Consider the following 12481-nt stretch of genomic DNA (forward strand, 5'->3'; position numbering starts at 1 on the left):
CCACCCCCCCTGCCTGGAGAATAAAAATGACTCACTCCATCGAACAGCAGCTGCGTGAACAGCTCGCCGCGTGCTATCGATTGATCGCGCACTACCGCATGAGTGATCTGATTTTCACGCATATTTCGGTGCGCATTCCTGGGCCCGAGCATCACTTCCTGATCAATCCCTACGGGCTGATGTTCGACGAAATCACCGCCTCGAGCCTGGTGAAGATCGGCCTGGACGGTCACGCCGTGGAGCCCTCGGCGTATGCGGTCAACCCGGCGGGCTTCGTGATTCACAGTGCGATTCATGGCGCCCGCGAAGACGCTCAGTGCGTGCTGCACACCCACACCCGCGCAGGCTGTGCAGTGGCGGCCTTGGAGTGCGGGTTGTTACCGGTGAACCAGATCTCCATGGAGTTCTACGGCAAGGTGGCCTACCACGATTACGAAGGTGTGGCCCTGGACATGGATGAGCAGCAGCGGCTGGTGCGGGACCTGGGCGACAAGCCGGTGCTGATGCTGCGCAACCATGGTTTGCTGACGGTGGGTGAGACGGTCAGCCAGGCGTTCCTGCGCATGTATTACCTGGAGAAGGCCTGCGATATCCAGATTGCCGCCCAGGCGTGCGGCAAGCTGGTGCTGCCGTCTGACGAGGTCTGCGCCTACACCGAACAGCAATTCAACAACCCTGGCCGTCCGCTGGAAGAGGGTGAGTTGGTCGACCTGGACGCCATGCAACTGGCCTGGGCGGCGTTGCTGCGGATGCTGGATCGGGTGTCGCCGGGCTATCGCGACTGAGGTAGAGTCGTGATGCCGACTCAATCGTAGGAATTTGCCGCATGACCCAGGAATCCCGTTTTTCCCGGATGGACCCGGAAGTGCGCAAGGCCAATCTGGTCCAGGCCACGCTCACGTGTCTCAAGCGTGATGGTTTCCAGGGGGCGTCGATCCGCAAGATCAGCGCCGAGGCCGGGGTGTCAGTGGGGTTGATCAGCCATCACTATTCGGGCAAGGATGAGCTGGTGGCGGAGGCCTACCGCACCATCACCGACCAGGTCATGAGCCTGCTGCGCGAAACCATGGCGAAGGCGCCGCCGAACCCTCGGGAGCGCCTGTCGGCGTTGTTCCGTGGCTCATTTTCCGCCGAATTGCTCGACCCGCACCTGCTGGACGCCTGGTTGGTGTTCTGGGGCGCGGTCAAGACCGCGCCGGCGATCAACCGGGCTCACGAACACTCCTATGGCGAATACCGCACCATCATGCGTTCGGCGCTGACCGACATGGCCAAGGAGGAGGGCTGGAAGCACTTCGACGCCGATCTGGCCGCCATCGGCCTGAGCGCACTGCTCGACGGGTTGTGGCTGGAGTCGGGGCTCAACCCCGGCACGTTCACGCCGCAGCAGGGTATCCAGATCTGCGAAGCCTGGGTCGATGGCCTGCAGGCCGGTGGCCGCCAGCGTTATCAGCTCAAACCCTGAGTCTTCTGCAGCCGCCTGAACGCAAGGTTCAGGTCGGCCATTTCCCCTTCTGAAAATATTTGCGGTTTGCCGATTGCCTTCTTACTGAACACTTGTTTAGTATCGCCTCATGTCGCACCCCTCAAGCCAACTAAAATAATTCGAGGAAGCCATGACTACCGATTCGCCCGTGCTTACTCATGTGCAAGCTGGCGTTGCCTGGATCACCCTCAACCGTGGCCCGCAGCGCAACGCCTTGGACATTCCCACCCTCAAGCACCTGCACGCCTTGCTCGACGCCTTCAACACTGACCCCGCTGTACGCGTGGTGGTATTGACCGGCAACGGACGCAGCTTTTGCGCCGGGGCCGACCTGGCCGAGTGGGCTGATGCCGAAGCCCGTGGCGCCCTCGAAACCTATGGCTGGACCGAAACCGCCCACGCCTTGATGACTCGCCTGCACACCCTCGACAAACCCACGATTGCCGCCATCAACGGCACCGCCGTCGGGGCGGGCATGGACCTGACCCTGTGTTGCGACTTGCGCGTCGCCGCCCAATCGGCGCGCTTCAAAGCCGGCTACACAGGCATGGCCTACTCGCCCGACGCCGGTGCCAGTTGGCACTTGCCGCGCCTGATCGGCAGCGAACAAGCCAAGCGCCTGCTGTTCCTTGACGAACTGTGGAGCGCCGACCGCGCCCTGGCCGCCGGCCTTGTCGCAGAGGTGGTTGCGGATGATCAACTGCACGCCCACACCACCGAACTCGCCACGCGCCTGGCCAACGGTCCGACCTTCGCGTTCGCCCAGACCAAGACCCTGATCCGTGAAGGCGCCGACCGCAGCCTGCCCGAGCAACTGCAGGCCGAACTGGCCGCTGGCTTGTTGTGCGGACGCAGTGCCGATGGCGCCGAAGCCTTGCGCGCCTCCCTGGAAAAACGCCTCCCGAATTTCTCCGGCAAATAACAACAACACCCCGAACAGGTAGCGCCATGAATTTCCAACTCAGCCAAGAACAAGACATGTTGGTGGACGCTGTACGCAGTTTTGTTGCCAAGGAATTGTTGCCCCATGAAGAGGCGGTGGACCGTGCCGATGAGGTCTCGTCCGAGTTGGCTGCGCAGATTCGCGATAAGGCGATTGCCGCTGGGTTCTATGCCTTCAACATGCCGGAAGAAGTGGGCGGCGGTGGCCTGGACTACCTGTCCCAGGCGCTGATCGAGCGGGAGTTGTCCAAAGTCTCGTGGGCGCTGCATGTGTTTGTCGCGCGGCCGTCCAAGATCCTGATGGCGTGCACCGGCTCGCAGATTGGCGACTACCTGTTGCCCTGCGTGCAAGGCAAGAAAATCGACTGTTTTGCCTTGACCGAACCCGGCGCCGGTTCCGACGCCAATGCCATCAAGACCCGCGCCGTGCGCAGTGGCGATGACTTCGTGATCAACGGCAGCAAACACTTCATCAGCCACGCCGGGCACGCCGATTTCGCCATCGTGTTTGCGGTCACTGATACCTACGAACACAACGGTCGACAGCGCAACGCGGTGACTTCGTTCCTGGTGGATCGGGGGACGCCTGGCATGACCATCCGCCGTGGCCCCAAGTGCGTGAGCAACCGGGGTTATCACACCTACGAAATGTTCTTTGACGACTGCCGCGTACCGGCGTCCAAGGTACTGGGCGAAGTGGGCAAAGGCTGGGAAGTGGCCAACGCCTGGCTCACCGCTGGCCGTGTGATGGTGGCCGCCAACTGCGTCGGCCAGGCGCAGCGCGCGCTGGATGTGTCGTTGCGATGGGCGGCGGACCGCAAACAGTTCGGCCAGCCGATCGGCAGCTACCAAGGCGTGAGTTTCAAGTTGGCCGACATGGCCACGCAGATTCGCGCGGCTGAACTGCTGACCCTGCACACCGCCTGGAAAATGGACCAAGGCAACATGACCGATGGCGAGGCTGGCATGGCCAAGCTGTTTGCCAGTGAAACCCTGGGCAAGGTCGCTGACGAAGCCGTGCAGATTTTCGGCGGCATGGGCTTGATGGATGAAGGGCCGGTCGAGCGCATCTGGCGCAACGCACGGATCGAGCGGATCTGGGAAGGCACATCGGAAATCCAGCGCCATATCATCGCCCGTGAACTGTTGCGGCCACTGTTGCGTTAAGCGGCGAGGAGAGCGTATGTCCCAGGCTATTCGCGACAACCTCAAGCGTCTGCTGGCGCCCCGGCACCTGGCATTCGTTGGCGGACGCAGCATGGCGCGCGCGCTCAAGCGCTGTGCCGACGGTGGTTTTACCGGTCCGATGTGGCTGGTCAACCCGCAATATGACAGCCTCGATGGCATCCCCTGTGTGCGTCGCGTGGCCGATTTACCGTGTGGGCCGGATGCGGTGTTTATCGCCACCAACCGTGAATTGACGCTGACCTGCGTCGCTGAACTGGCCGCTATGGGCACCGGTGGCGCGATTTGCTACGCCTCCGGTTTTGCCGAAACCGGTGCCAGCGGCGCCGCCATGCAGCAGCAGCTCTTAAAGGCGGCGGGCGACATGGCCTTGCTTGGCCCCAACTGCTACGGCTTGCTGGATTACCTGCACAGCTCGGCGCTGTGGCCGGTGGCCCACGGCGGCAAGTCGGTGGAGAAGGGCGTGGCGGTGCTCACCCAGAGTGGCAACTTCGCCTACAACCTGTCGATGAGCGACCGTTCGCTGCCGGTGGCCTACATGGCCTCGGTCGGTAACCAGGCGCAACTGGGCGTTGCCGAACTGATGGATGTGTTGCTTGATGAACCACGCGTCACCGCCATCGGCCTGCACCTGGAAGGCTTGAAGAATGTGCCGGGGTTTGCCCGAGCAGCGCATAAGGCCCTGGAGAAAGGCATTCCGATCATCGCGCTGAAAACCGGCGTGTCGCAGATCGGTGCCGAGCTGGCCTTGAGTCACACCAGTTCGTTGTCTGGCTCCGACGCGCTGTACGACAGCCTGTTTGCGCGACTGGGCGTGATTCGCGTCAGCGGGCCAGTGAGTTTTGTCGAAACCCTCAAAGCTGCGGCGTGCGGCAATCTGCCGGCGGGCAATCGCTTGATTGCATTGGCCTGTTCGGGTGGCGATGCGGGCTTGATTGCCGATTATGCCGAACGCAATCATCTGGCCTTGCCGAAACTGGACGAAGAGCAACGCGTTGAACTGGCCCAGGTGCTGCCCAGCTACGCGAACCTGGTCAACCCGCTGGATTTCACCACCGCCATCTGGGGCGACCGTGAAGCCCTCAACGCCATGCTCGACACCGCCCTGCGAACCGATGCCGATGCGGCCATGCTGGTGCTGGATTACCCGGCTGAATTCACCGGCGAGCGCAAGGAGTGCGACTTGCTGCTAACGCTGTTCTGCGCCGCGCTCGGCCGGCATGGCAAGACCGGATTTGTCACCTCGGCGTTTCCCGAACTCTTGCCGGCCCATGCCCGCGAGCGCCTGCATGCTCAGGGAATCGCTGCGCTGCAAGGCGTAGAGGATGCATTGGCGGCTTGGGGGCGGATTGCCGATTACCAGAACAACCGTCGCGTGTTGCTGGAGCGAGGCGAGTCGATCCTCGAGCCCTTGTGCCCAAAAGCCCTGGACGACAGCGGCGGGGCCCTGGACGAGTGGGCCTCCAAGCAAGCCCTGCGTGCATTCGGCCTGACCACACCGGCCGGCGTGCTGAGTACGCCGGGAAGGGCGCTCAACGATGCAGAGTTGCTGGGCTATCCCTTGGTGCTCAAGGCGGTCAGCGCACAGTTGCCGCATAAGACCGAGGCCGGTGCCGTGGTGTTGAACCTGCAAAACGGCATGGCCCTGACCAGCGCACTTGAGCAGATGCGCGAGCATATTTGGACTTATGCGCCGCATGTCGTCTTCGATCAATTGCTGCTGGAGTCCATGGCTACACCGCCATTGGCCGAGTTGATCGTGGGCATCAAGCGCGAAAACGACTTCGGCCTGGCCCTGGTCATCGGCGCCGGCGGGATCCTGGTGGAACTGCTCAAGGACAGCCGCAGCCTGTTGTTGCCGACCACCGACAGCGCGATCCGCAACGCCTTGCTCAGCCTGCGCAGCGCAGCATTGCTGCAAGGTTTTCGCGGGCGGGAAGTGGCGAATATGGATGCACTGGTCGCCGCGATCCGTGCCGTGGCGGACTACGCCTGCGCCAACGCCGGGCAGTTGCTGGAGCTGGATGTGAACCCATTATTGGTCAATGCCCAGGGCGCCACGGCGGTCGATGCAATGATCCGTCTAGGAGATGAACATGCACGATAAAACCCTGACCGGCGGGCAGGCCCTGGTGCGGTTGCTGGCCAATTATGGCGTCGACACGGTGTTCGGTATCCCCGGTGTGCACACCCTGGAGCTGTATCGCGGCCTGCCCGGCAGCGGTATTCGCCATGTGCTCACACGGCATGAGCAAGGTGCCGGCTTTATGGCTGACGGCTACGCGCGAGTCAGCGGCAAGCCGGGGGTGTGTTTTGTGATCACCGGTCCCGGCGTGACCAATGCCGCCACCGCTATTGGCCAGGCGTACGCTGATTCGATTCCGATGCTGGTGATTTCGAGCGTCAACAGTACCGCCAGCCTCGGCAAAGGTTGGGGCATCCTGCATGAGACCCAGGACCAGCGCGCCATCACGGCGCCGATCACCGCGTTTTCGGCGGTGGCACTGAGCACCGAGGATTTGCCTGAATTGGTCGCCCGCGCCTACGCGGTGTTCGACAGCGAGCGACCCCGTCCGGTGCATATCTCGGTGCCGCTGGACGTGTTGGCCGCGCCGATCCAGCGGGACTGGAGCAGCGAGGTAGTGCGCCGCCCTGGTCGCGGCTTGCCGTCGGCTGAAGCCTTGGAGCAGGCCGTGGCCAAACTCGCGTCAGCCAAGCGGCCCATGATCATTGCCGGTGGCGGTGCATTGGCGGCGGGCGAGGCTTTGCAACGGTTGAGCGCCCAGTTGGCGGCGCCGTGCTTCACCAGCGTGGCCGGCAAGGGTTTGTTGCCCATCAACGACCCGCTGAATGCCGGTTCCACCCTCTGCGTCGAACCTGGCTGGCAACTGATCAGCGAAGCGGATGTGGTGCTGGCGGTGGGCACGGAAATGGCCGACACCGACTATTGGCGTGAGCGTTTGCCCCTCAACGGCGAGCTGTTGCGGGTGGATATCGACGTGCGCAAGTTCAATGACTTCTATCCCTGTGCCGTGGCACTTAAAGGCGATGCACAGCAGACCGTGCTGGCCTTGCTGGAGCGCCTCCCGGCCACATCCCGCAACGCTGACGCCGCCATCGCGTCAGTGGCGGCATTGCTGCAGGCGGTCGAGTTGGGACACGGGCCGTTGCAGTCCATCCACCAAGCCATTCTCGACCGTATCGAAGCCGAACTTCCGGCTAATGCGTTCATCAGCAGCGACATGACCCAACTGGCCTACACCGGTAATTACGTCTACCGCAGCCGTGCGCCGCGCAGCTGGTTGCATCCCACCGGCTACGGCACCTTGGGTTACGGCTTGCCCGCAGGCATCGGCGCCAAGTTCGGCGCGCCACAACGGCCGGGTTTGGTGCTGGTGGGCGACGGTGGTTTCCTCTACACCGCCCAGGAACTGGCCACTGCCGTCGAAGAGCTGGACAGCCCGTTGGTGGTGCTGTTGTGGAACAACGACGCCCTCGGTCAAATCCGCGATGACATGCTCAACCTTGACATTGAACCCATCGGCGTGTTGCCGCGCAACCCGGATTTCGCGCTGTTCGCCCAGGCGTTCGGTTGCGCCGTGAACCAGCCCCGCAACCTGGATGAATTGCAGACGGACCTGCGCAACGCTTTCAAACGCAATGGCGTGACCTTGATCGAGTTGAAACATGCCTGTGCCTGTTGACCTTTAGAGAGACAAGACCATGAGCGAAAACAACAACAAAATGACTCAAGCGATGCACCGCCGCGACTTCCTCAAACACAGCGCCGTGGCTGGCGCGGTGGCCGCGGCGTTTTCCATGGGCTTGCCGTTGCAGGCGTTTGCCGCAGACGCCACGCCCAGACCCGGCGGCGTGCTGCGCCTGGGCCTGGCCGGTGGCAGCACCACCGATTCCCGCGATCCGGGGTCCTGGGTCGATACCTTCACCTTTGTCGGTTTCTCGGCGGTGTACAACACCCTTACGGAAATCGCGGTGGACGGCAGCGCGATTCCCGAACTGGCCGAGCGCTTTGAGTCCACGCCGGATGCTCGGGTGTGGACCTTCCACCTGCGCCCTGGCGTAACCTTTCATAACGGTAAAAGTCTGACCGCCGAAGACGTGGTGGCCTCGATCAACCATCACCTGGACGCCAAGTCCACCTCGGCCGCCAAGACCGTGCTGGGTGATGTCGCCAGTGTGAGCGCCAAGGGCAGCGATGCGGTGGTGTTCGAACTGCATTCAGGCAATGCCGACTTCGCCTACGTTGTCGCCGATTACCACCTGGTGATCATGCCCGCCAAGGACGGCGTGGCTGACTGGCAAGCCGGCGTGGGCACCAGTGGCTATCGCCTGAAAAGCTTCGAACCCGGCGTGCGGATGGACCTTGAACGCAACCCCGACTACTGGAAACCCGACCGCGCGCACTTCGCCAGTGCCGAATTGCTTGCCATCGCCGACGGCGCCGCGCGGGTCAATGCGCTGGTCACCGGCCAGGTGGATGTGATCAACAAGGTCGACCTGAAGACCGTGGCCTTGCTCAAGCGCAATCCAGCGCTGGTGATCGAGGAAACCAAAGGCGCCCAGCACTACACCTTCCCGATGCTGTGCGACAGCAACGAGTTCAAGAACAACGACATCCGCATGGCCATGAAGCACGCGATCAACCGTGAGACGCTGTTGGCTTCGGTACTGCACGGCTACGGCCTGGTGGGCAACGACCACCCGATCCAGCCCGGCAGTCGTTTTATCAACGCGGCACTGGAGCAGCGCGCCTACGACCCGGACAAGTCGCGCTTCTACCTGCGCAAGGCCGGTGTGGAGTCGCTCAAGGTGCGCCTGCAAGCTTCTGACGCGGCCTACACCGGTGCGGTGGACGCCTCGGTATTGTTCAAGGAGCAGGCACGCCAAGCGGGTATCGACATCGATGTGGTGCGTGAACCGGCCGATGGGTTCTTCTCCAACGTCTGGATGAAGCAGCCGTTCACCACTTCGTTCTGGTACAGCAGCCTGACCGCCGACCGCATGTTCAGCATCGGCTACGCCAAAGGCGCGGCGTGGAATGAAACCCACTGGGACAACCCGCGCTTCAACCAACTGCTCAACGCCGCCCGTGGCGAGATGAACGCGCCGTTGCGCCAGGAGATGTACAACGAAATGCAGGCTCTGTGCCGGGATGACGGTGGCGCGATTGTGCCGCTGTTTGCCAGCTCCGTGGCGGCGCGTTCGAACAAGGTCAACCACGGGCCGCTGACCGCGCCCTATGGTGAGTTGGATGGGCTGCGGTTGATCGAGCGGTGGTGGCAGGCCTGACCCTTGTAGGAGCCGGCTTGCCGGCGATGGCGGACCGGAGGCTGGCGGTGATGCCGCTGGCCGCATCGCTGGCAAGCCAGCTCCTACATTAGGGCGGTGATGTCTTTGAACGCGTGCCCAGTCAAGGAATCGCACGATGAATAGCTTGTTGAAGTTGGTCCTGCAACGCCTGGCCCTGGGTGTGCTGTCGTTGTTCGCCGTGTCGGTGATCATCTTTCTCGCCGTGGGCATGCTGCCGGGGGATATTGCCCAGGCCATGCTCGGTCAGTCCGCCACGCCGGAAACCGTGGCGGCGTTTCGCGCGCAGCTGGGCCTGGATCTGCCGCCGTTCACGCGCTTTGCGCACTGGTTGCTGCGCCTGCTGCACGGTGACCTGGGGGCGTCGCTGGCCAATCAACGGCCCATCGCCGAGCTGATCGGCGCGCGATTGGGCAACACCCTGAGCCTGGCTGCATTGGCGGCGTTGGTCTCGGTGCCCACGGCGCTGGTGCTGGGCATGCTGGCGGCGCTGTACCGCAACAGCTGGTTCGATCGGCTGCTCAATACCTCGGCGTTGAGCGCCGTGTCGTTTCCGGAGTTCTTCGTCGCCTACCTGCTAATCCTGGTGTTCTCGGTGAAACTCGGCTGGTTCCCCAGCCTGTCCAACCTGGCGCCGGATGCCACCTTTGGCACGCTCCTGGAACGCTCGGTACTGCCGGTGGCGACCCTGAGCCTGGTGGTGATCGCGCAGATGATGCGCATGACCCGCGCGTCCCTGATCAACCTGCTTGCCAGCCCCTATATCGAAATGGCTCGCCTGAAGGGCATCCGTCAGTCGCGGATTATCTGGCGGCATGCGCTGCCCAACGCGCTGGCGCCGATCGTCAACGTGATCGCGCTGAACCTGGCCTATCTGGTGGTGGGGGTGGTGGTGGTCGAAGTGGTGTTCGTCTATCCGGGCCTGGGCCAGTTGCTGGTGGACTCGGTATCCAAGCGCGACATCCCGGTGGTGCAGGCGTGCAGCCTGATCTTTGCCGCCACTTACATCTTGCTCAATACCGGGGCGGACGTGTTGTCCATCGCCAGCAACCCACGCCTGATGCATCCCAAGGGGTAGCCCATGAACCTGCTGAGCCAAGTGGCCCGTGCGCCGTTGAGCGCCAAGTTCGGCTTGCTGATTATTCTGTTGTACATCGCGGTGGCTGTGTTCGCGCCGTTGCTGGCGCCCTATGGCGAAACCCAGGTAGTGGGCGAGGGCTTTGCGCCCTGGAGCGGCCAGTTCCTGCTGGGCACCGATAACCTGGGGCGCGATATGTTCAGCCGTTTGGTGTACGGCGCGCGCAACACGCTGGGCATTGCTTTCCTGACGACTACGCTAGCGTTTTTGCTGGGTGGCTTGAGCGGCTTGGTGGCGGCCATCAAGGGTGGCTGGATCGACCAGGGTTTGTCGCGGGTGGTGGATGTGCTGATGGCGATCCCGCAACTGATCTTCGCCTTGCTGATCCTCAGCGTGGTGGGCACCAACGCCACGTCACTGGTGCTGGTGATTGCATTGCTGGATTCGACACGGGTGTTTCGCCTGTCCCGTGCGGTGGCAATGACCGTGGTGGTGCAGGACTTTGTCGAAGCCGCCCGCCTGCGCGGCGAAGGTCTGTGGTGGCTGGTCACCCGTGAAGTGTTGCCCAACGCTGCCGCGCCGCTGATTGCCGAATTCGGCCTGCGCTTCTGTTTTGTGTTCTTGTTTATCAGCGCGTTGTCGTTTCTTGGCCTGGGCATTCAGCCGCCCACTGCCGACTGGGGGAGCATGGTGCGTGACAACGCGGTGTTGATCACTTTCGGCGACATCAGCCCGTTGCTGCCGGCCCTGGCGGTGGCGTTGATCACCGTCAGCGTGAATTTTGTCGTCGACTGGATGCTGCACAAATCCAGCGGCCTGAAGGAGTGTTGAAGGATGGACAAGCCATTGCTGGAAATCCGCAACCTGCAGATCGAAGGGCATTACGAAGACGCCTGGCACCCGCTGATCAAGGGCATCGACCTGACCTTGCAACGCGGTGAAGTGCTGGGTTTGATCGGCGAGTCGGGGGCGGGCAAATCCACCCTGGGGCTGGCGGCGATGGGGTATGCGCGGGACGGTTGCCGCATCATTGGCGGCTCGGTGTGTTTTGATGGCATCCAATTGCTGCAGGCCAAGCCCGAGGCGCTGCGCAAGCTGCGTGGCCTGCGCATTGCCTATGTAGCGCAGAGCGCGGCGGCGTCGTTCAACCCGGCGCATCGCCTGATCGATCAGCATGTGGAAACGGCGGTGATCAACGGCGGTATCGATCGCGCCCAGGCCGAGCGTGAGGCGGTGGAGTTGTATCGCGTGCTGCGCCTGCCCAACCCGGAAACCATTGGCCAGCGTTATCCTCATCAAGTCTCCGGCGGGCAGTTGCAGCGTGTCATGACCGCGATGGCCATGGCTTGCCACCCGGACCTGATCATCTTTGACGAGCCCACCACGGCCCTCGACGTGACCACCCAGATAGAAGTGCTGGCGGCGATCCGCGATGCGGTGAAAACCTACGGCAGTGCCGCGCTGTACATCAGCCACGACCTGGCGGTGGTGGCGCAGATGGCCGACCGTATCATGGTGCTGCGCCACGGTAAGTTGGTAGAAGAGGCCGACACCCGCAGCATGCTCAGCCAGCCGCAGCAGGACTACACCAAATCCCTGTGGGCGGTGCGCAGTTTTCGCACCGAGCCCAAGGCCTGTTCGACGCAGGAACGACCACTGCTGGAGGTGTGCCAAGTGAGCGCCAGTTATGGGCATCAGCCGGTGCTGCATGACGTGTCGATGAAGCTCTATCGCGGCCAGACCCTGGCGGTGATCGGCGAGTCGGGCAGCGGCAAGAGCTCCACGGCGCGGTTGATTACCGGACTGTTGCCGGCCACGGCGGGGCAAGTGCTGTACGACGGCGAGGCGTTGCCGGTCGACTTTCGTCAGCGCAGCAAGGAGCAATTGCGGCGGATCCAGATGATCTACCAGATCCCCGACACCGCGCTGAACCCGCGCCAGCGCATCGTCGACATCATTGGCCGGCCGCTGACGTTTTACCTGGGGCTCAAGGGCAAGGCGATGCGCGCTCGTGTCGCCGAGTTGCTGGAGATGATCGAGTTGGATCCGGCGGTGTTCATGGAGCGCCAACCGAGGGAACTGTCCGGTGGCCAGAAACAGCGTATCTGCATTGCCCGCGCCTTGGCAGCTGACCCGCAACTGATCATCTGTGATGAAGTCACATCGGCCCTCGATCAACTGGTGGCGGAGGGCGTGCTGAAGTTGCTCAACCGCCTCCAGCAGCAACTGGGCGTGGGCTACTTGTTTATCACCCATGACGTCGCCACCGTGCGCGCCATCGCCGACGAAGTGGTGGTGATGCAGCGGGGCAGGGTGGTGGACCAGGGCACTCGCAGCGCGATTTTTACCCCGCCGTACCAGGACTACACCGGCCTGCTGTTTTCATCGGAGCCCGAGATGGACCCCGACTGGCTCGATCATTTGCTGGCCCAACGGGCGGCGCACACCGTTTGAGGAGTTTG

At 62.8% G+C, this 12481-nt stretch carries 10 protein-coding genes; all 10 read left to right on the forward strand.

All coding sequences use genetic code 11. From position 1 onward, the window contains the following. The first annotated feature begins 26 nt into the window (after positions 1-26). The 10 genes from U367_RS0128720 (at position 27) to U367_RS0128765 (ending at position 12473) form a co-directional block, all read left to right on the forward strand. Positions 27-785, forward strand: coding sequence for a class II aldolase/adducin family protein (locus U367_RS0128720; RefSeq protein ID WP_028619638.1), 759 nt, complete (start codon positions 27-29; stop codon positions 783-785). A gap of 41 nt (positions 786-826) precedes the next feature. Next, complete coding sequence (gene betI / locus U367_RS0128725) at positions 827-1465, forward strand: transcriptional regulator BetI (protein WP_028619639.1); 639 nt, start codon at positions 827-829, stop codon at positions 1463-1465. Between the two features lie 151 nt (positions 1466-1616). Then, on the forward strand, positions 1617-2408 hold the full coding sequence (locus tag U367_RS0128730; protein ID WP_028619640.1) for an enoyl-CoA hydratase/isomerase family protein: 792 nt from the start codon (positions 1617-1619) through the stop codon (positions 2406-2408). Positions 2409-2434: 26 nt separating this feature from the next. Next, complete coding sequence (locus U367_RS0128735) at positions 2435-3595, forward strand: acyl-CoA dehydrogenase family protein (RefSeq protein WP_028619641.1); 1161 nt, start codon at positions 2435-2437, stop codon at positions 3593-3595. Between the two features lie 16 nt (positions 3596-3611). Beyond that, the gene (locus U367_RS0128740) at positions 3612-5720 is read left to right on the forward strand and encodes an acetate--CoA ligase family protein (protein WP_028619642.1); all 2109 of its coding nucleotides are present in this window, start codon (positions 3612-3614) and stop codon (positions 5718-5720) included. After that, positions 5710-7317 (forward strand): 5-guanidino-2-oxopentanoate decarboxylase, encoded by a 1608-nt coding sequence (locus U367_RS0128745; RefSeq protein ID WP_028619643.1) that lies wholly within the window; start codon positions 5710-5712, stop codon positions 7315-7317. Before U367_RS0128740 ends, U367_RS0128745 begins: the two co-directional genes overlap by 11 nt. Positions 7318-7336: 19 nt before the next feature. Beyond that, entirely contained in the window at positions 7337-8923 is a 1587-nt protein-coding gene (locus tag U367_RS0128750) for an ABC transporter substrate-binding protein (protein ID WP_028619644.1), read from the forward strand. Between the two features lie 136 nt (positions 8924-9059). Continuing rightward, positions 9060-10019 carry an ABC transporter permease gene (locus U367_RS0128755; RefSeq protein ID WP_028619645.1) on the forward strand — a complete coding sequence of 320 codons (960 nt, stop codon included), beginning with the start codon at positions 9060-9062 and terminating at the stop codon, positions 10017-10019. Positions 10020-10022: 3 nt separating this feature from the next. Continuing rightward, on the forward strand, positions 10023-10850 hold the full coding sequence (locus U367_RS0128760) for an ABC transporter permease (RefSeq protein ID WP_028619646.1): 828 nt from the start codon (positions 10023-10025) through the stop codon (positions 10848-10850). A gap of 3 nt (positions 10851-10853) precedes the next feature. Beyond that, a complete protein-coding gene (locus U367_RS0128765; protein WP_028619647.1) occupies positions 10854-12473 on the forward strand; it encodes an ABC transporter ATP-binding protein in 1620 nt (539 codons plus the stop codon). The last annotated feature ends 8 nt before the right edge of the window (positions 12474-12481 follow it).

Source organism: Pseudomonas canadensis (genome assembly GCF_000503215.1).
Taxonomy (GTDB): domain Bacteria; phylum Pseudomonadota; class Gammaproteobacteria; order Pseudomonadales; family Pseudomonadaceae; genus Aquipseudomonas; species Aquipseudomonas canadensis.

Excerpts from the sequence above, each read along its gene's own strand:
- U367_RS0128720 (WP_028619638.1), top strand. The coding sequence starts at position 27 with ATGACTCACTCCATCGAACAGCAGCTGCGTGAACAGCTCGCCGCGTGC.
- betI (WP_028619639.1), top strand. The coding sequence starts at position 827 with ATGACCCAGGAATCCCGTTTTTCCCGGATGGACCCGGAAGTGCGCAAG.
- U367_RS0128730 (WP_028619640.1), top strand. The coding sequence starts at position 1,617 with ATGACTACCGATTCGCCCGTGCTTACTCATGTGCAAGCTGGCGTTGCC.
- U367_RS0128735 (WP_028619641.1), top strand. The coding sequence starts at position 2,435 with ATGAATTTCCAACTCAGCCAAGAACAAGACATGTTGGTGGACGCTGTA.
- U367_RS0128740 (WP_028619642.1), top strand. The coding sequence starts at position 3,612 with ATGTCCCAGGCTATTCGCGACAACCTCAAGCGTCTGCTGGCGCCCCGG.
- U367_RS0128745 (WP_028619643.1), top strand. The coding sequence starts at position 5,710 with ATGCACGATAAAACCCTGACCGGCGGGCAGGCCCTGGTGCGGTTGCTG.
- U367_RS0128750 (WP_028619644.1), top strand. The coding sequence starts at position 7,337 with ATGAGCGAAAACAACAACAAAATGACTCAAGCGATGCACCGCCGCGAC.
- U367_RS0128755 (WP_028619645.1), top strand. The coding sequence starts at position 9,060 with ATGAATAGCTTGTTGAAGTTGGTCCTGCAACGCCTGGCCCTGGGTGTG.
- U367_RS0128760 (WP_028619646.1), top strand. The coding sequence starts at position 10,023 with ATGAACCTGCTGAGCCAAGTGGCCCGTGCGCCGTTGAGCGCCAAGTTC.
- U367_RS0128765 (WP_028619647.1), top strand. The coding sequence starts at position 10,854 with ATGGACAAGCCATTGCTGGAAATCCGCAACCTGCAGATCGAAGGGCAT.